Below are 21,157 nucleotides of genomic sequence, written 5' to 3'. Positions count from 1 at the left end.
CGCGGGGAACGGTTCGAACGGTCTCCATCGTCACTGTGTGTGCTCGCCCAGGCACCCACATATGGGTGTCCGTCACCTCCAAGTGAGGATCGGCACGCGCTCACCGGGAACGTGCGGCAGCCGAACGTTCGGAATCGGAACGCACCGTCACACCTCACTGCCAGTCCCGTACGAAGATCTCTCGACTGGAGAACGCCCACTGAGCAAGGCTGGTGGGACGCCTACGGCGACGCCAGTTCAGAAGTGGATCAGGGCTTGGAGGCGAGCTCGATGAGGTGCCGGGCCGTGCCGGCGGGGTCGACGATCTGATGCAGGTGTGCGCCGGGCAGGTGTGCCACGGGCCAGCCGCGTTGGTGTGCTTCGGCGGCGACGTCGTCGTATGGAGGGCTGAAAAGCAGGTAGGAGCAGGAGTGGTCGTTCCAGCCCTCAGGAACGGGGATCTGCTGCTCGTAGTAGGACAGTGGCAGGGTGGGCTGCTCGTCGATGACTGTCTGGCGCATTGTCGGATCAGAGAACATCGGGGCGAGATCTGCCTCGTCCCACCAGTCGGTCCAGCGGGGCAGTGTGCCGTTGACGGCCATAGGGCGGAGGAACTCCAGCAACTCGGGTGAGAGGACAGGCGTTGGCCCGGTCCGGGCCGGCAGCGCGGCGTCGACGAAGATCGAGTTGGTCACTGGATGGTCGAGACCTGAGCGGATCGCCGGGATGAACAAGCCTGCGTTACTGTGCGCCACCAGCGTGATGGGGTTGAGGGGCGGGACCTCTTGGAGGTCGTCGCGGACGGCGCTGACGATCCGGGGCCAGAAGGGCGGGCCACCGGCGCCCACATGTAGCAGGGATGGCACCCTCGCCTGCTATCCCGTCTCGGTCAGATGTTCGGCCACCGGGTGCCAGGTTGAGGGGTCTGCCGACGGACTGTGAACGAGCACGAAGATCGGCTGCATACGCCCATCCTGTTGCCACGCCATCCGAACTCGCGACTGCGTTTGGCCGAGGGCGAACACTTCGACGATGCCCACGTGCCGCCATGCCTCAGCCGTTCACAGCCATTCGTTAGGCGGAGGCGTTACCGGGATTCGCGCATCGGAAGCCGATGTTGGCCGAGGCGGAGTCCGGCGTGTTGCCGGAGCGCGCCGAGACACGGTAGCGCTGGCAGTACGAGGAGTGGCAGAGGTAGGAGCCGCCACGCATCACGCGGGCCGTCCCGGTCACCGATCCGGGCGGGTCCGTGCGCGGGGAGCGGGCGTAGTAGTCGGCGGCGAACCAGTCCTGGCACCACTCCCAGACGTTGCCCGAGGCCTGGTAGAGGCCATGGCCGTTCGGAGCGAAGGTCTTGACGGGCGCGGTCGTGAAGTAGCCGTCATCGCAGGTGTTCTCGACGGGAAAGGTTCCCTGCCAGATGTTGCACCGCCATCGTCCGCGCCGGGTGAGCTCGTCGCCCCACGGGAACCGTGCCCCGGCCAGACCGCCACGCGCGGCGTACTCCCACTGGGCCTCGGTCGGCAGCACCTTCCCCGCCCAGGCGCAGTATGCCTGGGCGTCGTGCCACGTCACATGGACGACGGGGTGGTTCTGCAGACGGGTGATGTCCGACCCTGGGCCTTGAGGGTGCCGCCAGTCCGCGCCGCGAACGGCCAGCCACCATGGCGCCTCCGCGACGCTTTGCACAATGTCGCCTGGTGACCCCTGGAAGGCGAGATGGAACACGGCGGAAACCCCGAGTTCCTCGGCTTCGGTGACCCATCCCGTCGCTTTGACGAACCTGGCGAACTGGGCGTTGGTCACCGGGGTCGGGTCGATGAAGAACGGCGACAGCTCGACCTCGTGCAGTGGCACCTCGCCGTCGGCGGGGTACCCCTCGCCGAAGTGGTCGCCCATCACGAAGGTGCCGCCGGGGATGCGCACCTGCCCGCGCGTGCTCGTGGGCGCCTGGTCGGGCACCACGCGGGCGGCGGCACCGGTGGTCCCTATGCCCGTTGCGCAGCACGGACTCTTCGGTGCCGAGGCTGAGGGCATGGTGCCGCCTCCCTTCATGGCTGCGGTGGTCACCAGATGATGGAGCCCGGTGTGTAGGCACCGGTCAGGACCAGTTGCAGGTAACGCGCTGCTCCTCGTAGGTATTCGTCGGTCGAGAACGCAGCACGCTTGATGGCCGGAAGCGCGGGCAGAGCCGCTGGCCCGATGTAGGTGAGCGCGTTGACCGCCTGCAGCCGCACCTTGAGGTCGGCGTGTTCGCTGAGGGTGTCGGCGAGAAATGGCACCGACCGTTCGGTACGACCTAGCACGGCCAGCGCCTCCGCCGCCACGATGCGTACCTGCGGGGAAGAGTCGTCATCAAGACGCCGGGCGAGCGCCTCGGCTGCGGGGGCCGCCCGCCGTTTGAGCATCAACAACCCGGAGGCGGCCCAGTAACGGATCACCTCGTTGCCGTCGTCGAGGGAGCGGATGAAGAGCGGCACGTTGGCCGGGTCTCGGCGGATCGCGGTCCCTGCCAGCCGCAGGACGCGGCGGAGCGGATAGGCGCCCGGCACGCGGCTTTGGTCGTAGCCCTCCAGCGGCGAGCCCTCGGGGATGAAGCCGTTGTCGTTGGTCCGGATGATGTGAGCGTCGAGGGCGCTGCGCATGCGGTCGAGCCGGCCTCGATGGCGAGGGTCGGCAGCGAGGTCGCGGACCTCGTCGGGGTCGGCGTGAAGGTCGTAGAGTTCCTCGGCCGGCTTCTCCCGCCAGAACCGGTCCTGCACCGCGTTCAGCGTGCCGTCGATGTGGGCCTGCTCCCAGTCCTGGTAGCCCTTCTGGCGCCAGGCGAACGCTTGGTGCTGTCCGTAGACGCGGTGCGGCGAATAGTTGCGGATGTAGCGGAACCGTTCGTCCCTGACAGTCCGCATCATGTCGTACCGCTCATCCATGCGGTTGCGCATACCGAACGCATATCGGGGGCGACTTCCGGTCAGGGAGGTGCCCTGCATATACGCCGGAACCCCCACACCGGCCAGCGACAACACCGTCGGAGCCAGGTCGACCGATGATACGGGCGCGGTGACCACCGATCCCGGCCCGGCCGGTGACAGGTGCGCCCACTTGGGCGGGTAGCGGACGATCAGGGCGGTGCGCAGGCCGCTGTCGAAACAGAACCGTTTGCTGCGTGGCAGAACTCCACCGTTGTCGGAGTAGTAGAAGACGATGGTGTCCTGCGCCAGACCATCCGCGTCCAGCTCCGCCAGGCGTGCGGCGACCTGCCGGTCCATCACCTCCATCAGGTCGTAATACCGAGCTCGATCCGCGCGGATCCCCGGGGTGTCGGGCAGGTAGGGCGGCACCCGTACGTCCGCTGGCCGAGTCTTTCCGGGACCTGCCAGGGACAAGAAGAACTCGTGCGTGATGTCAGAGTTGAAGACTGCGAAGAAAGGCGCGCCCTTAGGCCTGTTACGCCAGTGCGCGAAGACACCAGAGTCGTCCCAGGTCTTCCGCGGATCGATAGGCGCGTTGTAGTCGGTCTTGCATTGTTCGTGCAGTAGTAACCGCCCTCCCGCAGGTACTCGGGGAAGCCGCGCAGGAACGCGGGAATCCTCCCGCTGGCCCGCATGTCCTCGGCCGGACCACAGCTCTCCGGAGACATGCCGGTGATGATCGCAAACCGGGAGGGCGCGCACACCGGCGCGGTGGAGAAGGAGTTCTCATACCGCACGCCCTCCTGGGCCAGCCGGTCGATGGCGGGCGTCCGCGCCAGCCGATCCCCATAGGCGCCGATGAACGGGTTGTTGTCCTCGCTCACCAGCCACACGATGTTCGGCCCGCGCCGCCCGCCGTCGGCCAGGGCCCTACCTGGCAGGCCCGCCGCAAGCAGAGCACCCGCGCCCAGCACCTGCCTGCGCGACGCTCCGACCTGGTCCACCACGGCTCCGCACCATCTCGAACGGACATTCAGCGCCCAAGCGTACGCTTGCTTGCATCCTCTGGCCACCGTGAATCTTCCCTGTCACCGTGGTGTGAAGTCATCCATCTCAGGGGCGACTCGGGGACATCCCTGATGGTCGGTCGCCGACAGTTCGCCGACCATCTGTTCATGACGCGAGAAAGTGTGAACATCCGGCCGGCCGGATTCGCAGCCATCATGCTCGCCGTCACCGGTGGATTGCAGGGAGCGTTCGTCGGGGACGGTGTGCTCCCCGCCTTGGTGGGCGCGACCGTTGGACTGGCGTGGGGGCTCGGTGCCGCGCTCCTGGCAGCCCGCTTCATAGGCGATCGCCTCCTGCCAGGAGCGTCGAACACGCTGCTGTTCGCGGGAACAGTGACCACGGGACTGGTCTTCGCCAGCGGATTTCTCGGTGCGATCGAACGCTCGGCGGTCGGACCGGGCCACATGACGGCCGAGGACTTCAACGGCCCGGCAGCCGACGCCATGGGTGTCTTCTTCAACGTCGCCAACGGCTCCACGGAGTGGCTGATCATGCCTGTCGCGGTGCTGCTGGCCTGGCGTGTCGGCGGGCGGCGGCGACATCTGGTGGTCGCGGCGGCAGCGGTCTTCTACCTGGTCCGAGCCTGGACCTACCTGTATTTCGGGCCGCACGTGGTGTCCATCGAAGACGCGCTCATCCAGTCCGGCAACGTGATGTCGGCGGACGTGGAGGCCGACATCGAACGGTGGTCATCGCTGAACCAGATCAGAACCGCCCTGGACGCGATCGTCTACGCCCTGCTGCTCCTGGCGGCCTTCGTCCCCTTCAGGCCGAATCCAACCGCTTCTGCCCTCCCAGGCAGTCCCCCCGCTTAGGGCAGCACCCGGCATAGCGTCAAAACGACCGGCGCCCTGTCGTATTAGGACCCGATGAGTTTCCGTCCGCGTCCGAGTCAGCAGGTCAAGGATCACTGGGTCCCTGGACGTAGGAGGAGGAAGCGAACGTGGATGACGAGTGCCTGGTGCCGGTGAACGGTGTGGAACTGTGCGTGCAGACCTTCGGCGAGCCGACCGCGCCGCCCGTGTTGCTGATCGGCAACACGCTGCTGACCTGGCCGGACGAGCTGTGCGAGCGGCTGGCCCGGACGCCGCGCCGGGTCGTGCGGTACGACCTGCGCGACACCGGCCGGTCCACCACCATCGACCCCGGCACCCCTGGCTACACCCTGCGCGACCTGGTCGCCGACGCGGCGGGACTGCTGGCGGCGCTCGGGCTGCCCCGCGCGCACGTGGCGGGCTTCGGGGTCGGCGGGTGGATCGCGCAGCTGCTGGCGCTGGACCACCCCGATCGGGTGGCCGCACTCACCCTGATCGCGACCCGCCCCAACCCGCCGGGCCCGGTGGACGCCGACCTCCCCGAGCACGATCCGGAGCTGATGAGGTTCATCATCTCGGCGCCGCAGCCGGACTGGACCGACCGCGCGTCGGTGGTGGCGGCCATGGCCGACAAGGCGCGGCACATGGCCGGCCGGGCAGGATTCGACGAGGCCGCGGCGCGTGAGCGGGCAGGCCGGATCTTCGACCGCGCGGTGGTGCCGCTCGGTGCGGACCCCGCCACGGTGCACCGCTCCAACCAGCTCGCGAGCGCGTTCGCGGCAATGGACTCCGGTGACCGCTGGCGCGAACGGCTGGGTGGAATCGGCGCCCCGACGGTGGTGATCCACGGCGAGGACGACCCGTTCTTCCCGATCGGCAACGGCCAGGCGCTGGCCCGGGAGATCCCCGGGGCCGAGCTGATCCGCCTGCCCGGCACGGGCCAGGAGCTGCCGCCCCGAGTATGGGACAAGGTCATCGCCGCGCTCGCCCGCCCCTGAGGACCGCTCCCAACCCCCAACGGCGCGGCCTCCACCCCGCTGGACGCCGACGCTAGCGAAGCACTGCCCAAGCCTCTACGGTCAGTTGCCGAACCCGATCCACCCCCGTGGCGAGGTTCCGCAACTCTCGGCCGTTGACGGACGCCCAACATGATGTGTCCGCGCCGGATACAACACGACATAGCTATCGGCAGCGAAGAAAAAGTCGCTGGGGCCGTTGGGTTCTGCGCCCGCCTGCTGGCTTGTGCATCCGTAGGTCCCTGCTGCGCCGCTTCGCGCTCGGCTGCAGCGATTTGACTAAACATCCCGCCCGTCAGCCGACAGGAACGGGGCTAAGAGGTCCTAACAGAAAGGTCAGCGGACGAGGCGTCGCCAGCAGATGATGGCTGCGGCCAGGGTCATGAGGGCTTGGTGGATGTAATCGCGGATTTCCCAGCGGATGCGCAGACGGCGGGACCGGTGCGGGAGCGCGATGGTGTGTTCGACGATGTAGCGGTGTTTGCCCGGGCCAGAGCCGTGCGCGGTGCCGCGGCGGCCGATCTGGTGTTTGATGCCCTTGGCGCCGTCCGGCCGCCGGTAGTTGTCGTGGTCGTGGCCACGGTCGGCGTCCAGGCAGTCGGGCCGTCGGCGCGGCTGCCCGGACGTGTCCACGTGGGATGGCGGCCGGCAGCGGCATCGGCTGAGTCACCTTGCTGCGGTTGCCGCCGGTCAGGCTGACCGGCGAGCGGGGTGCCGTGGCCGCCGGCGAGGACGTGGTGTTTCGAGCCCGTTCGTGCGCGGTCGACCGGGCTCGGCCCGGTTTTGGGCCACCCGTGAGCGCCCGCACGCGCGGGCTGTCGATCACCGCCCGCGACCAGTCCAGCTTCCCGGCCGCGTGCAACCCCGGCCGGCAGCACCTGATGCAGCCGCTCCCACACGCCCGCCTGGTGCCACTCCTTCAACCGGCGCCAGCAGGTCATGCCCGACCCCAACCCCAGCGCCCGACCCCAGCTCCCGGGGCAACAACTCCCACGGTATGCCGGTGTGCAGCTCGAACAAGAGCCCGCACCACACCTTGCGGTCGCCCAGCCGCCTGCGGCCCAGGTAACCAGTGCACCGCTCCGCCTTCGGCAACAGCGGCCCGACCCGCTCCCACAAGCTGTCACGCACGACCCACCGCGCCTGCTCACCCCCTTCTCACAAAGATTGATCAAACCGGCACTCCCACTGCAAGGCAGCCACAACGATCAATTTGTCAGGAGCGCTAAGGCCTAAAAGCGGTAGCGATAAGAATGTAGGTGTTGGTGTTGTGCGGGTAGCTGCCTGGGTTGTGGTTGTTGTTGCCTGTGGCTTTGCGTATCGGGCGATTACTGCTATGCCGCTTCGCGGTTGGCGGCAGCGGTCACCCCTCTGGCCCAGCACCCCGTCCGGCCGCTGACAGGAGGGGGCTAAAGACCAAAAGCGGCAGCGACAAGAAAGTAGGCGGCAGGCCAAACACGTTCGGAAAGTGCAGGTTTCCTGGCGGCTGATGTCCGAACATGGAGCTGCGGAGCGGACCTGGCGCGTTCAGATGGCGCAAGTTTCCTGGTGGCTGACGTTCGAACCATAGCCGCGCGGAGCGCACGGATTTATGCAACTCCTGGCCATTGCCTACCCTCACACATTTGCACAAACCGGGCGCCCGCAACCGCAACCAACGTAACAGCAACGCACAGCAAACCCGCAGGCCCCACAAACGGTCACTTCGGCACCGCTCAACCATCCGGCAGTCGGCGGGTGGGTTAATAATCTAAAAGCGGTGGCGATAAGAATGTAGGTATTGGGTGAGGCGCGGCAGTGTTGTGCGGGTAGCCACCTGGGGCTGTGGTTGTTGATTGTTGTTGCCTGTGGCTTTGCGTATCGGGCGATTACTGCTATGCCGCTTCGCGGTTGACGGCAGCGGTCACCCCTCTGGCGCAGCACCCCGTCCGGCCGCCGACAGGAGGGGGCTAAAGACCAAAAGCGGCAGCGACAAGAAAGTATGCGGCGGGCAAGGCACGTTGGGAAGGCGCAGGTTTCCTGGTGGCTGATGCCCGAGCCCTGAGCCGCGCGGGGCGCGGGATTTACCCACCCCAGGCCACCGCCACCCTTTCGCCCAGACCAGGCTCCCTGCAAACCTCGCCAATGTGACAGCAACGCACTGGACGTTCGCAGCAACGCTCCGCACGTTCAGATGCGCCCCCTTGCTCGTTGCTGATGTTCGGCCTCTGCCGCGAAGAGCGCGGGATTGGTTCTTCGAACATGTTCTTGGCCCCACCCTGCGGGCTCTGGCGCTCCTGGCCCTTCCTGGGCTTGGTGAGTCCGCCGGGCTCGATGAAGGGCAGGACGACGGCTCGCGCAGTGCGTGCCGGTCGCCGACCCGGTCACCACCCTCTGGCATCTCACTCCGGCGGGGGAGCCGGTTCCCCTGAACGAGTGATCACCAGTCCTTGCAGGTCGAAGAGTGTCGGGGCATGGCGATCAAACTGATTCACGCGGCCCCCTCTGTCAGCGACACCCAACGGCCCGTCCCGCGCTGGGCGCTGCGAACCGCCTATGCGATCCCGCTGCTTGTCCTGCCTTCGTGCCTGTGGCGGCTGCCGTTCGCCTTCCATTTCGAGATGGGCCAGGTCGACGCTGCGGCCACGGCGGCGCTGTGGATCAGCATTCCGTACGTCTTCGGCCTCAGCGTGCTCACGGAGGCGGCGGCATTGTTGGGCATCGGCCTGGTACGAGGGTGGGGCGAGGTCGCCCCCGCCTGGATCCCTTTCATCGGCGGCAAGAGCATCCGTCCGGCAGCAGTAATCGTCCCGGCGGCGATCGGCGGCCTGGTCATGACCGCCGTCTCGGTGATGATGGCGCTCACCTGGATCGGCGTCATCGATGGAACCGGCTACGAGAACGGCTGGTGGGAGGCGCTGGCGAAGATCTGCATCAGTCCGGTCGGTCTGTGGGGCCCACTGACGCTGGCGCTGACGTACGCCTACTACGTGCGCCGATGCCACCCGGCAAGGACCGCATGATCTTCCCCAAGTCACCATCACGTGCGACGAGGTGGCGCCAGAAGGGGCTGAACGTGGAGCTATGACTCACGCGTGAAACCAGCGGGATGTGGCGCAACCTCAGGCGGCGGCCCACCCTCACCGTTCGCGCCTGGCTGAGGTCACGTCCGGCGAGGTGGTGTACGAGCAGGTCCGCGTGGTCCTGTTGTTGCAGGTTAAGCGGTGAGTTCGTGCTGGCCGATGGTGGGGGCGGGTGTGGTGCCCTTGATGAGATGTCAGGCGGGCTTGGGATGGGAATTCCAGGCCCATGCAGCGGCGGGCCTTGGTCCATTCGTCGGTCTGTTCCATCACAACGGTGCCTCGAGGCGGACGATCGCGGTCCGGTCGGGGAAGATGCCGACCACGTCGGTGCGGCGCCGGATTTCTTTGTTCAGCCGTTCTTGGGGATGGTTCGACCAGATCTGCCGCCACACCTGCCGCGGGAACGCGGTGAAGGCAGGCAGATCGCTTTTGGCCTGGTCGCGGTGCTCGGCGGCGTCGGGGGGTGCTTGGCCTGCAGCCAGTCGACCACCCGGGCATGCTGAGCTGCCCTTGGGCAGCGGGCTGGCCGAAGATGATGCGCGCCAGCGTGGCTACCCAGGGCTGGGTGGACTTGGAGACCTTGGTGAGCAGGTTGCGCAAGTAGTGGGTGCGGCAGCGTTGCCATGCCGCGCCCGGCAGCGTCGATCCGATCGCCTCGACCAGGCCGCGGTGCGCATCTGAAATGACCAGTTGGACGCCGGTCAGGCCGCGGGCGACCAGGCCGCGCAGGAACGCCGGCCAGCCCGCGCCGTCCTGGGATGAGGTGACCTCGACCCCGAGGATCTCGCGGTGCCCGTCGGCGTTGACGCTGGCGGCCACCAGGACGTGCACGTTCACGGGTCCGGCCGCCCTCACCGACCTTGTGAGTGAGGGCGTCCACCCACACCAACACATATGGCCCTGCCTCCAGCGGCCGGTTGCCGAACGCCTGCGCCTGGACCTCCAGCACCTTGGACATCTCGCTGACCTGGCTCTTGGAGATGTTCTTGATGCCCCTCTGCTCCACCAGCTGTCCACCCGCCGCGTCGACACACCCAGCAGATAAGACCACCACCAAGATCAGGGCCTGCTCGGCCCGCCGACGGCGTTCCAGCAGCCACTAGGGGAAGTACGACCCCGAGTGGCTGCTTCGGGATCGCAGCTCCACGGTGCCGGCCCGGGTGTCCCGCTCCCGCTCCCGCTACCCAGTTGCGGCGATTGACCCGCTCGGGCGACCGCTGCCCGTAGCCGGCGCCGCACATCGCACCGGCCTCGGCCGACATCAAGCATTCGCCATCGTGGTCACCATCTGCCGCAACAGATCCGGCTCACCCGCCCCGATCTACTCGGCCAACCAGCCCGCAAGGTCCACACTGTCGTTCACGGCCATCGCGTTTCTTCTCCTTCGATCTTGGTCGATTCAAAGGATCACGCGATGGCCGTCTCACGCCACGACGCCGCACCCTCTGACCTGGCCAAACCCATGCACCAACCCCATGGACGCGACCCTGGCTGAACCCCCACAACCGCAACCAACGTGACAGCAACACACAGCCAACTGCACGTACTCACAAACGGTCACTTCGGCACCGCTCAACCGCCCACCCAGATCAGCCGGCTTAATCTCCGACTCACCCGCCCCCAACCACGGAGCAACCGTGGGACGGCCGCCCACTGAGCTTCCCCCCGTTCCACGGCCACGTTGATGCTGGTACAACCCTTTCAGACGGCATTCCAGCATCGGAATGCTCAGCCCGGTCACCTACGAGGAGCAGTACCGCACCTCACTGACCGCAGACTGACCCATCTCACCGCAGGTGGCCGTGCTACAGGGGAACCTCACCACCCGGCCATCCATAACAACGGCCACCACATGGACATGCTGACCATGAAGAATGATGGTGGCTCAACCTTCGTGCATGGTTGAACTTCCGCAACCGCAACCAACGTGACAGCAACACACAGCCAGCCGTACGGGCGCGCAAAGGGTCACTTCGGCACCGCTCAACCGCCCACCTAGATCAGCCGACTTAATCTCCGACTCACCCGCCCTCAGGCATGCTGCAACCGTGGGACGGCAATCCGGGCGACCATCCATCAACGACGGCCACCGCATGGACATGTGGCACTGAAGAATGGTGGCGGCTCAACCTTCGTGCATGGTTGAACTTCCGCAACCGCAACCAACGTGACAGCAACACACAGCCAGCCGTACGGGCGCGCAAAGGGTCACTTCGGCACCGCTCAACCGCCCACCCAGCTCAGCCGACTTAATCTCCGACTCACCCGTCCCCAACTAGGTTGCAACCGTGGGACGGCAATCCGGGCGACCATCCATCAACGACGGCCACAAACAATACTGATCACGCATGACAATGTTGACCTGGCCTCGACTCAGCCGTCGTTCAGCAACGAAGGCCGGTGCGCAAAACACCCAAACCGACGCAGGAAATCCGGTGGCCAGATACAGCCGCCGATACACCTCAATGCCTTGCAGTGTGACTGTTCGTGACGATATCATAACAGTATGAATTCGATCGCGGATCTTTCGTCCGCTTCCACCGCGCAATTGGTGGAAGCGGCAGCCGCGATCGCTGCCCAACTCGCGCAACGATCCGCTCCGGATTCTGGTTCTGCGTGCATGGAGCTGGCCGAGCAATTGGCCACCGCCATCGACCAAACCGAATACGCCCTCGCCGGATTGATCGCGGTGGTGGACCGGACCGGGGAAATGAAACATTGGGGGCTGCCGTCCACCCAGGCGTGGTTGCGGTGCCGGATGGGCATGCGCGAAGGCCGCGCCAAAGAGCGCATCACCCTGGCCCGGCAACTGCCCCGGCTCGAGAGGGTGAAGGCGCAGATGGCCACCGGGGACCTGTCGTACGGGTTCGCCGCGACCATCGCCGACGCCGTCCACCGCTTGAGCAATGAGGATTGCGCGACCGCTGAAGACATCCTGCTACAGGCCGCCGAGGATGGGTTGTCAGCGGGCAAGGTCGCCCGGCTCGCTAACAAGATTCATGACCTGGTCGCCGAACACAACGGTGACGATAAGCCGGAGGATGTGCGGCGTGGGTATGAGCGGTCGTGGCTGGCGGTGAGCCGGTCGCTGGATGGTGGCTGCTACGTCAAGGGCTGGCTCAATCCCGAAGACACCGCCCTCCTGGACGGCACCCTGGCGCCGTTGGCCAAGCCCGCCGGCAGCGACGACCGCCGCGATCTGGCCGAACGCACCGCCGCCGCCCTCACCGCGGTGCTGTCGGGTGGGCACCGCAACACCCGCGTCACCGTCATCGCCCACCTGGACACCCTCACCGGGGACGACCAGCCGGGGTGGCTGCGTGATGGCACGCCGATCCCGGCCGCGCACGCGAACTGCGGATATTGGCACTCTGAAAGGGAAGAATGGAGGTATGGAAAGCGAAATCGGGACAGCGGAGGGCAGTGGCATGAGCGAGACTCGCGCGGTTATCTATGTGCGTATCTCTCGCGACAGGACCGGGGCGGGTCTGGGGGTGGATTCGCAGGAAGAACAGTGCCGGGAATTGGCGGACCGGTGCGGTTATTCGGTGGTGAAGGTGTACGTGGATAACGACCTGTCGGCGTATTCGGGAAAGCCGCGCCCGGCCTATCTGCGGATGATGCGGGATCTGGCCGCTGGGAACGCGGATCGGGTGCTGGCGTGGCACACCGACCGGCTTCACCGCTCCAACACCGAGCTTGAGGACTACATCAACGTCGTCGAGACGCACCAAGTCGCGACCGAGACCGTGAAGGCCGGTCCGCTGGATCTGGCCACGCCGACCGGCCGCATGGTCGCCCGGCAGTTGTGCGCGATCGCCCGGTATGAGTCCGAGCACCGGTCTGAACGGGTCAGGCTCGCCAAGCAGCGCCAGGCCAAGCGCGGGGTGTTCAGCGGCGGGACCCGCCCGTACGGCTTCGAAGCCGATGGGAGCACGATCAAGCCCGAGGAGGCCGCCGAGATCGTGCGCATGGCCAACGCCGTGCTGTCGGGGGTGCCGTTGAAGGCGATCGCCCGTGATCTGCGGGAACGCGAGGTGCCCAACACCCGTAGCCTGCGGTGGACCAGTAACAACGTGCGGGAGATCCTGTTGCGCCCGCGCAACGCCGGGTTTCTGGTGTACCGGCCCGAGCCCAAGCATGGGCAGAAGCGGGACCGCAGCCCCTATACCGAGGCCGACATCATCGGGACCGCACCGTGGGAGCCGATCCTGCCCGAGGACGTGTGGCGCAGCATCGTCGCCAAGCTGACCGACCCGGCCCGCCGCACCAACCACGAGCCCGGACCGGCCGCCAAGTGGCTGGGATCGGGCATCTACCGGTGCCCGTGCGGCGGCAAGATGCGCTCCAACACCACCGCCAGCGTGGCGCACCGGCCGGTCTACCGGTGCAAGGACACCGGTGCCCCCGGACACGTCACCATCCCGCGCGCCGACGCCGACGAGTACGTGTCCCGCGTGGTGATCGAGCGGCTGTCGCGCCCGGACGCCGCCGAGCTGATCGCCACCCCCAGCGCCACCATCGACGTACCGGCGCTCAGGGCCGAACTGGCCGTGCACAACGCCCGCCTTGAACAGATCGCCGACGACTACGAACAGGACCGCATCACCCGCGCCCAGTTCCTCACCCAGACCGACCGCCGCCGCGCCAAGGCCGCCGCCATCCAGGCCCAGCTGGACCAGGCCACCGAGCAGTCCCCGCTAGCCCCGCTGATCGACGTCGCCGACGTCGCCCAGGCATGGCACGACCTTCCCCTAGGGCAGCAACGCGCCGCGATCAAGGCCCTGTTCACCATCAGCATCCAGCCGTGCGGCAAGGGCAAGCGCGTACCCATCCACGAACGCATCACCTTCGGCCCGCCCGCCACCACGCCCGCCACCGGCCACGCGAGCCAGCCCGCGCCCCGCGTCACCCAGGCCCGCGCCGCCTAGTCCCGCACCCCGGTTCACGGCCCCCGCCCGCACGGTGGGGGCCATGGCATGCCCGCCACCGGTTCAAGATCATCTGCGGGTCGGTGGCCTGTCCCACAAGCCCCCGCCCAACCACCCCTCAATGAGCCGCAAGCGGCGCGCCTTCCCCATGCGTCCCTGCTGTTGCCAGCCCGCGCCGTCGCGCAGACCAGGGCCGTTTGGCCGCGACCTTCCGCACCGCTGCGCCCGGGGCAGCGGCTTCTAGCACTCCACACATTTGCCTGGAATTGCCGCAACGGCGCCGGCCGGACTCGCCTGAACGGCTGCCCCTACGGGGTGGCCTACGGCCATACCGGCAGGCCCCGACCCTGTCTCCGAACCGGGAAGCCGCGGCCCCTGCCCCCTGTCGCCCGTCACGCACTGCGCCGGAACAACAGCGCCAGCAAGTCCCCCTGCGCAGGGCTCAGCGGGCCCATCCGGTCAACCACCGCCCGCACATGCGCCGCCAACTCATCCTCTTCCCCCGCCACCGGCACCGTCTCCGCCACCGGCACCGTCTCCGCCTCCGGCACCGCCTCCGCCTCCGGCACCGGCCCACCAACCGGCACTGCTTCAGGCTCCGGTGTCGCGTCCACGCCCGCCTCCTGCGCTACTTCCTGCATGCTGAACAGTGGCTCCATGCCCGCATCCCTGTCAGCAGCGCGCCGCCTCATAGCGGTTCACCCACCACGATCGCGTCGTTGTCATGGATCAGCCGCCGCCAGGCGTGATCTTCAGCCCGCCGATCGCGTTCGTGTTCTCGCCACGCCGCGTGGTCGCGGGCCAGCGTCGCCGCCAGGTCCGCATCTCCCAGCCGGGTGAACCCCGACCCGGCATACCGCCAGTCACCCACCAGCGTCACCGCCCCGACCCCGCCCGAGTCGTGCTGGCCCCGCGCCGCCGCCCACGGATCGACCGGGCCGCCATCCTCGCCCGCCGCTTCCGCTCGCCAGGTCCGCCGGGCCTGCCGCAACGCGCCCAGCGTCACCGAGTAGTGCCGCGACTTGGTGCAGTAGTGCCCGCCGAACCCCAGCGCATGAACGTTGTCGGCCAGCCGCAGCCCCGCGCAGTCTTCCCGCTTGGACAGCCGCAGGCACGCCGCCACCAGCAGCATCACATGCGACGACCGAACCTGCTCACGCACCCGCGCGGCCTCGCCCCGGCCGAACGCCCGCACCGGCAACCCGGCGATCGTGTCGCCCGCCGTCTTGGTCGCGTACTTGGCCACATACGCCGCCGTCCGCATGGGATCGGCCACCGCCGTCACGTCCAGCTGAGCGCCCCACCGCGCCGCCCGTGCCCCGCCGCCCACCGCAGGCAACGGCACCTGAGCGCGTCCAACGGCGTCCCGCATCGCCGCCTCCAGCACCGCAGCGTCCGCCCACGCCGGAGGAGCCACCACCGCGTCCGGGTCACCCGCAGCCACGCCGTCCAGCCGCAGCACCGCGTGGAAGTGCACCGCCGCCCGCCGCTGCCATTCGGCCACCTTCACGTAGCTGACTCGCACTTCTTGCCGGACCGCCCGAACCGTCAGACGTGCCAGCCGTGCCAGCGCCCGGTACAGGTAAATGATCGTGCGTGCCCACAGCGCCGGAGCCGCCGCATGCCACAGCACATGCCCGTCGTAGTCGTAGCAGCCCCAGCACAGCGGATCACCCACCCGCCCGTCATCCTCTGCGTGACGATGCGAGCAGCCCACCGGCAGACCATGACGGCACCGCACATCCCCGCGCCGCTCCCGGCACACCCCCCGCCCACCATCACGGGCCGCGTGCACCGCCCCGAACCCCGGCGCCGTGAACGTCGCGAACACCACCGGATGCGCCGCCACCGACCCCGGCACCACCTCCACCGCCGCACCCGCCCGCGCCCTCGGACGGAGCTCACGCACGCTCCGGCCACGCAACCCCGACGCCACCAGATGCCACACATCACGCCGGTAGGTCTCCGCACACGGACCGCACACCGCCGCCCGCCGGTCCTTGCACGCCACCAACACCGACCCATCCGGCTGATCACCGGTCGAGTACTCCGCCGCGATCTCGCCCGTGGTGGTGTCCACCGCCAAGGCACGGCCCCGCAGCCGCACCGGCCGCCAGCAAAACCCCGCCCGCTCCACCTGACGCGACCACGGCCCCCACTCACCCGCCGATACCCGCGCCACCATCCCCGACAACACCGATCCCGCTACCGGCCCCGTCGTGCCTGCCCCGGTCATTCCGCATCACCTCACGTCGCAGATCCCTACCAACAATCTGCACGCAACCATTGCGAAACTAACCAGCAACCCCTACAGTGCCCCCTCTTGACAAATGCGTTTGCCGAGCGTCCAACACGTAGCGATGGCCGTATCCGGCCAATGTTCGTGACGCCGCAGGTCAATCGGGCTAACGGGAACGGCCCCGGGTGGTCCACCCCATTCGGTCTCTTGCCTGACGGTTATCCACCGTGCTAACGGACACTTCCCCGGGAACGAAGAAGCCCCGGCCGTAGCCGGGGCTCGCGTCGATTCCTGCTGCCTCAAAGATCCAATTCATCCCGCTTCACTCGCGCAACAAGGTCAGCGAAGCTCTGAGTCGAGACTGACAGATGCCCGGCGTCTGGAGCTGTGCTGTCCCGTACGCCAATCGCCCCAGAGACCTGGGCAACCTCTACGCACTCTTGGCCGCCCGAGCCGCCGCCGCCACTCCGGCTGGACTTGCGCCAGGTGATCATCAAAACCGCTCCATCGCTTGTGCTATGAGATCTCGCGAGGCGTCCCACGGTAGGGCGCTTGCTCCGATACGGTCCCAACGTACCCCGAATTCGCGTGCCTCTGTGCTCCCCTGGATCAGCCTTCCACCGCCCGGCGCCTCCACGTAAACCAGGTCCCCAGTGTCCATGGTCAGAGTGTTGAACGAGCCGTCCAGCCCCAGGTAGAAGCCCGCCGTCTGCGGCACCACTCGAATCGTCACGTGCGGTAGCTCGATCGCGTCCCGCAGCCTTGCGAGTTGTTCCCGCATGACGCGAGCCCCGCCGACCGGCCGGTGTAGCACGTTCTCATCCAGCAGGATCCAGACATGCGGTGGTGTCTCTCGCGTGAGCACCGCCTGGCGCTTCATACGGTTCTCGACCGCCCCCTCCACATCTGCGACCAGCCGGGACGCGGTGAGCAGCGCGCGGGCATACTCAGGCGTCTGGAGCAGACCCGGGAACAGCGAGAGCCGGTACGAGCGGACCGCCAGCGCCTTCCCCTCGTGCTTGGCGTATTCGGCGAACCAGTCCGGATCGTGAGCGGTCCGGGCGTATCGAACCAGGCGCGCGAAGTGCCCGTTGAGCTTCAAGTGCTCATCTAGCTTCCCGGCCTGGTCTTCGTTCATGTTCCAGCCATCTCGCGCATATTCAAGGTTCGATACGGTCGCCTTCGCGCAACCCATGATCACCCCCATCTGAGCGAGCGACTTTCCGTTCTGCTCACGATAGAAGCGCAAGTCAGACGCGATCCAGTGCTTGAACGACAGATCGGGGTTCAGTGACTCTATGGGGGCCATCCACCACGCTCCGGGGTATCGGGAGTATCGCCGATACGCGACAAGATAGCGCGCGACGGCCACTCTGGCTCTTAGAAGCCAGAAACGAGAGCAGGATGAGATGGGCAGCCAGACGGTAACCCCCAGCGAGTTGGACATGACGTGCATCGCGGCCGGGACCGTAGCGGCCGAGGTACGTCGGCGGATAGAACTCCGCCTCGCGGATTGGCGGCTGCCGCACATCGCCGCAGACACCTTCGTGATCGCTGACGAGCTGATCGTCAACGCATGCACCGAAACCCCTGAGGGTGAGATCCGTGTCTGGTTCACCCGTCAGCCGGGTGCGGTGTTGCTGGCGGTGTGGGACTCCTCCGACGCCATGCCCCAAGCCCGCCCCGTGGTCGAGCTGGAGCCCGAAGACCTCGACCTATCTCCACAGAACTTCGACAACAACGGCGGATGGGGTCTCCCGCTCGTGCTGGCTCTCGCCTCCGAATGCGGCACCACCCGCACCCGGCCCCATGGCAAATGGGTCTGGGCACGCATCACGTACTGAACCCCGACGGCAGAAGGTCAGCCCACACGGGCCGTGATCACTGCCCACCAGTCGCGAAGGGAACACATCCCATGCCGTGCAGACGAGTCAACCGTGATCCGGGGTGGCAGGTGGACCGGCGGTGAGCCACTGGCACTTCACGCGGACCAGAGTCGATCTGGCAGCGAACCCAGAGCTGGACTTGTTCATGTTTCTTGATCAATTCCCTGACGCGGCGGCGGCCACCCTGGCATTGGCCGCCGACGTGGTGAACTGGTTTCCATTCCTCAAGGCCAAAAAGTCCCTGGCCGACACCGTCGAGAAGATGCCCGAGCACGGCGAGCGGGCCGCCTACATCTACCGGCCCAGTGAGACGGCGCTAGTTCAATGGAGCCTTCGCGAGTGCATGGCCACCACATGCGCGGAGACACTCGCCGCCTACGAGCGTGAAATCAAAGACAACCTGACCAAGACGCACGGCATCTCCGTCACCACGGTCAGCAGACCCCCGAGCATGCCGACCCGCCCAACCCGGGAACGGCAGCGACGCAAGCGCTCCTAGACCCCCACACACCCCGGCACTGTCCATCCGCCCCGAGGCCAGCACCGACCCCTGTGTGTTGAGAGTTTCCCTACTCAGGTCAAGAACGTCCGCGCGCCAGCGGCGCGCGGCACGTCGCCCTGATCGGTGGCGCCGCCGGGGTCGGTCTGCGCCCGTGGCGCGGGACCGGCGTTCCGGGACAGCACCCACGGCGCCGTCACCGGCATTCCGACACGCAATCCCACGAGACCGAGCGGGGCCCCTACCCCACTCGGCTCGGGTCTGCGGCCGGATGCCGGTCCGGCACCGAGCGCTGTCCCATCCACCGGCCCTGACCTCCGTCGCAGACCGCCCCCGGCTCCGCCATCTCGCGACGATTACGAGCTCCCCACCGGCTTGTCCACCAGGCCCAGGCGCCGAGCCGCAGAACCCACCGCGCCGCGCGAACGTCCCAGCCGTTCGGCGATCTCTTGCACGCCCTTGCCCTCACTCCACAGCCGCCGCAGCTCGGCTTCCTCCTGCGCCGTCCACGCCCGCCCGTGATTGCTGTGCGTCCCGCGCAACCGCTCGGTGCGTGCCGTCGATCCCCGGTCCGCCGACTGCACCACATCCACCGGCACATCCAGCAGCGCGTCATTGTCCGCACTCAGCAGCACCAGCCGCGCCGCATCCACCGTGATCTCTGTCAGCAACGTCCCCGACAGGTTCTGCTCTTCAGTGAAGACCACCCGAAACCGACCCATGCACGCCTCCCGTGACATCCACCCCCCGACCACACCAGGAGGTACCCGAGCAATCCGGACGCCAAGCGCACACCGAAGATTCACACCCCGCGCTCTGCGCCCCAGTAGGCGAGGAGCGCTGATGTTCATTCGGTTCCCAACTAACCCCGGCCCCCACCCCGGAACCGGACCCGCCTCCGGCGTTGGGCAGTACTCATAAGAGCGGTGCGACCCTGCCCGCGCGCTAAGTCACCGACCCGCAGGCCCAACCAGGCGCGCCCCATCCCGGGGGGTTGAGCGTGCGCACGGGCGGCCGGATGCGGCCTTGACCGGGGACCCCTTAGCGGACCGCACAGCGGGCGTTTCGCCGGGGACCCCCAAGGGGCACCCGTACGCCGGGACAGGCTAAGCGGCCCGCAACCCCACTCAAGGCCGCATCCGTCCACCCACACCCCGACGACCCGCAGGGGGACGACCAGGACGAGACCGGGGCGAAATGTCACAATCCGATACCGGTCCAGGTGCGGCGCCTGGCGCTGACCGCGGGGGTCTCGCCCCTGATCCTGGGCCCGGACCACGAGCCGCTGTATCTGGGCCACGCCGTGCGGATCGCCAGCCACGGCCAACGCCGGGTGCTGGAAACCCTGTACGACAGCTGCGCGGTGCAGGGCTGTGAGGTGCCGGGATTCTTGTGCGAAGTCGACCATGTCGATGGGTGGGCGCTGGGCAACAGCCCCACCGACATCGACAAACTGGCCTTGTGCTGCGGCTGGCACAACCGGTGGAAACACACCCGCCCCGACCAAATACAGATCACCAAAACCGACGAGGGACGCTACCGATATCGGGCCCTGCCACCCGACGGGATCGCCAGATCCACACGCGGCAGACCTATCGACCCGGCCGCCAACCCCTGGCACGACGACCACTTGGCGGCTTGAAACACCCATAATCCAGCCTGCGGCCCGGCGCACCACCACGCCGGGCCTACAGGCATGCCCACATCCGACAACACCAATTCGTGCGTCAGCCACCGCACATCCCCGAACGTCACCAACGTGCACCGAGTGGGTCGCGTTCCTCCGTTCGGTCCGCTGATCGACCTGAGTACGCTGGCTGGATGTCATCCCTCGGCCTGCGCCCAGCCAGTTCGGACGATGCGGCCGCAGTGGCCGTCATCTGGCGGGACGGATGGCGGGACGGCCATCTCGGCCACGTTCCCGACGAGCTGGTCGCGGCGCGTACGCCTGAATCGTTCGAGAGCCGCGCTGCGGAACGTGTCACGGACACCACGGTGGCGGTTGTCAACGACGAGGTCGCAGGCTTTGTGATGGTGGTCGGTGACGAGGTCGAGCAGGTCTATGTTGCCGCGCGCCACCGTGGGTCCACCATCGCGGCCATCCTGCTCGCTGAGGCGGAACGGCAGGTCGGCGAGAACGGCCACGCCAAGGCCTGGCTCGCGGTCGTCGCGGGCAACGGCCGGGCTCGGCGCTTTTACGAGCGGCAGGGCTGGGCCGACGAAGGCCCGTTCGGCCATCAAGCCCCCGGTCCCGACGGTCCAATCACGGTGCCCTGCCATCGCTATACCAAGCCCGTATCTCAGCCCCATACCGAGCGCTGAACCTCGAACCCGCCTCGCTGCACTACGGATTGGCAGGTAAGGGGATCCGGTGATGCGAGGCCATCGGATTGCCGCCTCGCGGTGTCCTGCTCTCCTCGGCAATGTCGTGACGTCGGGTGAGCTCCCGTTCGGCCTGGAGCGCGTCTCGCCCTTGTCGCCGGATTGGTCCTGGTCGTCGCCCTACTCCGGCTTCTCGAAAGTCATGCCGACGACTGGGGACTGTCTGAAAGATCGTGTGGGTGGGGTGGTGATCCGGAAGGCTGGGGCTGAGGCCCCGGCCGGGAAGGATCATGCGTGACCAACGACGATGAGGACGAGACAGGTAGCGGGTTGGATGTCCAGCTCGCGGCTGAGCTGATCGAGCGGGCCAAGGCTGAAGGAGTGTCGCTGGTCGGGCCGGATGGGCTGCTGGCCGGGATCACCAAGACCGT

The 21,157-nt window shown here is 67.4% G+C and carries 19 protein-coding genes and 3 pseudogenes; 9 read left to right on the top strand and 13 right to left on the bottom strand.

Annotation, left to right across the window (positions count from 1 at the left end; genetic code table 11):
- Positions 1-248 precede the first annotated feature (248 nt).
- From F8566_RS36920 to F8566_RS53140, 4 genes and pseudogenes are all read right to left on the bottom strand, one after another.
- Positions 249-845, bottom strand: coding sequence for an alpha/beta hydrolase (locus tag F8566_RS36920; RefSeq protein WP_225993843.1), 597 nt, complete (start codon positions 843-845; stop codon positions 249-251).
- A 208-nt stretch (positions 846-1,053) separates the two neighbouring features.
- Positions 1,054-2,016: a formylglycine-generating enzyme family protein gene (locus F8566_RS36915; RefSeq protein ID WP_151566637.1), complete on the bottom strand. Its 963-nt coding sequence runs from the start codon at positions 2,014-2,016 to the stop codon at positions 1,054-1,056.
- Positions 2,017-2,045: 29 nt separating this feature from the next.
- A complete protein-coding gene (locus F8566_RS53145; RefSeq protein WP_404800378.1) occupies positions 2,046-3,650 on the bottom strand; it encodes a sulfatase-like hydrolase/transferase in 1,605 nt (534 codons plus the stop codon).
- Positions 3,572-3,772: pseudogene (locus F8566_RS53140) on the bottom strand (sulfatase-like hydrolase/transferase); the annotation flags it as partial. The gene F8566_RS53145 and the pseudogene F8566_RS53140, both read right to left, overlap by 79 nt.
- Positions 3,773-4,063: 291 nt before the next feature.
- Here F8566_RS53140 and F8566_RS36905 point away from each other — a divergent pair.
- Together F8566_RS36905 and F8566_RS36900 are read left to right on the top strand one after the other, a co-directional pair.
- Complete coding sequence (locus F8566_RS36905; protein WP_151566635.1) at positions 4,064-4,771, top strand: hypothetical protein; 708 nt, start codon at positions 4,064-4,066, stop codon at positions 4,769-4,771.
- Between the two features lie 128 nt (positions 4,772-4,899).
- A complete protein-coding gene (locus F8566_RS36900; RefSeq protein ID WP_225993842.1) occupies positions 4,900-5,769 on the top strand; it encodes an alpha/beta fold hydrolase in 870 nt (289 codons plus the stop codon).
- Between the two features lie 354 nt (positions 5,770-6,123).
- Here F8566_RS36900 and F8566_RS36895 read toward each other — a convergent pair.
- Positions 6,124-6,918, bottom strand: a pseudogene (locus F8566_RS36895) (IS5 family transposase).
- A 1,322-nt stretch (positions 6,919-8,240) separates the two neighbouring features.
- Between F8566_RS36895 and F8566_RS36890 the strand changes: the two are divergent.
- On the top strand, positions 8,241-8,789 hold the full coding sequence (locus F8566_RS36890; protein WP_151566633.1) for a hypothetical protein: 549 nt from the start codon (positions 8,241-8,243) through the stop codon (positions 8,787-8,789).
- A gap of 117 nt (positions 8,790-8,906) precedes the next feature.
- Here F8566_RS36890 and F8566_RS53285 read toward each other — a convergent pair whose 3' ends face one another.
- Positions 8,907-9,686, bottom strand: coding sequence for a transposase (locus F8566_RS53285; protein WP_449693220.1), 780 nt, complete (start codon positions 9,684-9,686; stop codon positions 8,907-8,909).
- Between the two features lie 85 nt (positions 9,687-9,771).
- A pseudogene (locus tag F8566_RS53125) lies at positions 9,772-9,900 on the bottom strand (hypothetical protein); the annotation flags it as partial.
- Between the two features lie 1,455 nt (positions 9,901-11,355).
- On the opposite strand from F8566_RS53125, the gene F8566_RS36880 reads away from it, so the two are divergent.
- Together F8566_RS36880 and F8566_RS36875 are read left to right on the top strand one after the other, a co-directional pair.
- Positions 11,356-12,420: a DUF222 domain-containing protein gene (locus tag F8566_RS36880; RefSeq protein WP_151566631.1), complete on the top strand. Its 1,065-nt coding sequence runs from the start codon at positions 11,356-11,358 to the stop codon at positions 12,418-12,420.
- Positions 12,305-13,780 (top strand): recombinase family protein, encoded by a 1,476-nt coding sequence (locus tag F8566_RS36875; RefSeq protein WP_192810052.1) that lies wholly within the window; start codon positions 12,305-12,307, stop codon positions 13,778-13,780. The genes F8566_RS36880 and F8566_RS36875 overlap by 116 nt, the downstream gene beginning before the upstream one ends.
- 392 nt (positions 13,781-14,172) lie before the next feature.
- Here F8566_RS36875 and F8566_RS36870 read toward each other — a convergent pair whose 3' ends face one another.
- The 4 genes from F8566_RS36870 to F8566_RS36855 all read right to left on the bottom strand — a co-directional run bounded on the left by F8566_RS36870 (position 14,173) and on the right by F8566_RS36855 (position 17,328).
- Positions 14,173-14,439, bottom strand: a complete 267-nt coding sequence (locus tag F8566_RS36870; RefSeq protein WP_151566627.1) for a hypothetical protein — start codon at positions 14,437-14,439, stop codon at positions 14,173-14,175.
- 29 nt (positions 14,440-14,468) lie between these two features.
- Positions 14,469-16,016, bottom strand: a complete 1,548-nt coding sequence (locus F8566_RS50375) for a replication initiator (protein ID WP_192810051.1) — start codon at positions 16,014-16,016, stop codon at positions 14,469-14,471.
- Positions 16,017-16,318: 302 nt separating this feature from the next.
- Positions 16,319-16,513, bottom strand: a complete 195-nt coding sequence (locus F8566_RS36860) for a DUF397 domain-containing protein (protein ID WP_151566625.1) — start codon at positions 16,511-16,513, stop codon at positions 16,319-16,321.
- Positions 16,513-17,328, bottom strand: coding sequence for a DUF5753 domain-containing protein (locus F8566_RS36855; protein ID WP_151566623.1), 816 nt, complete (start codon positions 17,326-17,328; stop codon positions 16,513-16,515). Before F8566_RS36855 ends, F8566_RS36860 begins: the two co-directional genes overlap by 1 nt.
- A 136-nt stretch (positions 17,329-17,464) precedes the next feature.
- On the opposite strand from F8566_RS36855, the gene F8566_RS36850 reads away from it, so the two are divergent.
- Together F8566_RS36850 and F8566_RS36845 are read left to right on the top strand one after the other, a co-directional pair.
- Positions 17,465-17,863 carry an ATP-binding protein gene (locus F8566_RS36850; protein ID WP_151566621.1) on the top strand — a complete coding sequence of 133 codons (399 nt, stop codon included), beginning with the start codon at positions 17,465-17,467 and terminating at the stop codon, positions 17,861-17,863.
- A gap of 121 nt (positions 17,864-17,984) precedes the next feature.
- Positions 17,985-18,404 carry a hypothetical protein gene (locus tag F8566_RS36845; RefSeq protein WP_151566619.1) on the top strand — a complete coding sequence of 140 codons (420 nt, stop codon included), beginning with the start codon at positions 17,985-17,987 and terminating at the stop codon, positions 18,402-18,404.
- 74 nt (positions 18,405-18,478) lie between these two features.
- Here the strand turns inward: F8566_RS36845 and F8566_RS50370 are convergent, their stop codons facing one another.
- Entirely contained in the window at positions 18,479-18,628 is a 150-nt protein-coding gene (locus F8566_RS50370; RefSeq protein WP_192810050.1) for a hypothetical protein, read from the bottom strand.
- Positions 18,629-18,760: 132 nt separating this feature from the next.
- Complete coding sequence (locus tag F8566_RS36840) at positions 18,761-19,126, bottom strand: hypothetical protein (RefSeq protein ID WP_151566617.1); 366 nt, start codon at positions 19,124-19,126, stop codon at positions 18,761-18,763.
- A 500-nt stretch (positions 19,127-19,626) separates the two neighbouring features.
- Between F8566_RS36840 and F8566_RS36835 the strand changes: the two genes are divergently transcribed.
- Positions 19,627-20,046, top strand: a complete 420-nt coding sequence (locus F8566_RS36835; RefSeq protein ID WP_151566615.1) for an HNH endonuclease signature motif containing protein — start codon at positions 19,627-19,629, stop codon at positions 20,044-20,046.
- 179 nt (positions 20,047-20,225) lie between these two features.
- Positions 20,226-20,726: a GNAT family N-acetyltransferase gene (locus tag F8566_RS36830; protein WP_151566613.1), complete on the top strand. Its 501-nt coding sequence runs from the start codon at positions 20,226-20,228 to the stop codon at positions 20,724-20,726.
- Positions 20,727-21,157 lie beyond the last annotated feature (431 nt).

The sequence above is a fragment of the Actinomadura rudentiformis genome (assembly GCF_008923185.1).
Taxonomy (GTDB): domain Bacteria; phylum Actinomycetota; class Actinomycetes; order Streptosporangiales; family Streptosporangiaceae; genus Spirillospora; species Spirillospora rudentiformis.
This window is presented reverse-complemented; position numbering and strand designations above follow the sequence as displayed.